Annotated in this window: 1 protein-coding gene; it reads right to left on the bottom strand. The window is 62.8% G+C overall.

Annotated features, from left to right (window positions below; all coding sequences use genetic code 11):
• Positions 1–80 precede the first annotated feature (80 nt).
• Positions 81–1,256, bottom strand: a complete 1,176-nt coding sequence (tuf, locus tag CRO48_RS31535; protein WP_097143564.1) for an elongation factor Tu — start codon at positions 1,254–1,256, stop codon at positions 81–83.

Below are 1,256 nucleotides of genomic sequence, written 5' to 3'. Positions count from 1 at the left end.
GCCGCGTGCAGATCGCGCTTGCGCGCCATCTGCACCACTTATCAGCCGTCGGCAGCTTTCGGCCCCGTCGCCCTCGTCGATTACTCGACGATCGAGGCGACGATGCCGGCGCCGACGGTGCGGCCGCCTTCGCGGATCGCGAAGCGCAGCTTTTCTTCCATCGCGATCGGAACGATCAGCTCGACGTCAACCGTGACGTTGTCGCCCGGCATCACCATTTCCGTGCCTTCCGGAAGCGTGACGATGCCCGTCACGTCGGTGGTGCGGAAGTAGAACTGCGGACGGTAGTTGGTGAAGAACGGCGTATGACGGCCGCCTTCTTCCTTCGTCAGGATGTAGGCTTCGGCCTTGAACTTCTTGTGCGGCTTGACCGAACCCGGCTTGCACAGGATCTGGCCACGCTCGACGCCGTTGCGGTCGACACCGCGCAGCAGCGCACCGATGTTGTCGCCGGCCTGGCCCTGGTCGAGCAGCTTGCGGAACATTTCAACGCCCGTGCAGGTCGTCTTCGTCGTCGGACGGATGCCGACGATTTCGATTTCCTCACCGACCTTGACGATGCCGCGCTCGACGCGACCGGTCACGACCGTGCCACGGCCCGAGATCGAGAACACGTCTTCGATCGGCATCAGGAACGGCTGGTCGATCGGACGCTCCGGCGTCGGGATGTAGGCGTCAACCGCTGCCATCAGTTCGCGGATCGCGTCTTCGCCGATCTTCTTGTCCGAATCTTCCAGAGCGGCCAGAGCCGAGCCCTTGATGATCGGAATGTCGTCGCCCGGGAAGTCGTAGGACGACAGCAGTTCGCGAACTTCGAGTTCGACGAGCTCGAGAAGCTCGGCGTCGTCGACCTGGTCGACCTTGTTCAGGAACACGACGATCGCCGGAACGCCGACCTGGCGGGCCAGCAGGATGTGCTCGCGGGTCTGCGGCATCGGGCCGTCAGCTGCCGAGCACACCAGGATCGCGCCGTCCATCTGGGCAGCACCGGTGATCATGTTCTTGACGTAGTCGGCGTGGCCGGGGCAGTCGACGTGGGCGTAGTGACGGTTCGGCGTCTCGTATTCGACGTGAGCCGTCGAAATGGTGATGCCGCGCGCCTTTTCTTCAGGAGCTGCGTCGATCTGGTCGTACGCCTTGAACTCGCCGAAGTACTTCGTGATCGCCGCCGTCAGCGACGTCTTGCCATGGTCAACGTGGCCGATCGTGCCAATGTTTACGTGAGGCTTGTTGCGCTCAAACTTACCTTTTGCCAT

The organism is Rhizobium subbaraonis (genome assembly GCF_900220975.1).
Classification (GTDB): Bacteria; Pseudomonadota; Alphaproteobacteria; order Rhizobiales; family Rhizobiaceae; genus Mycoplana; species Mycoplana subbaraonis.
This window is presented reverse-complemented; position numbering and strand designations above follow the sequence as displayed.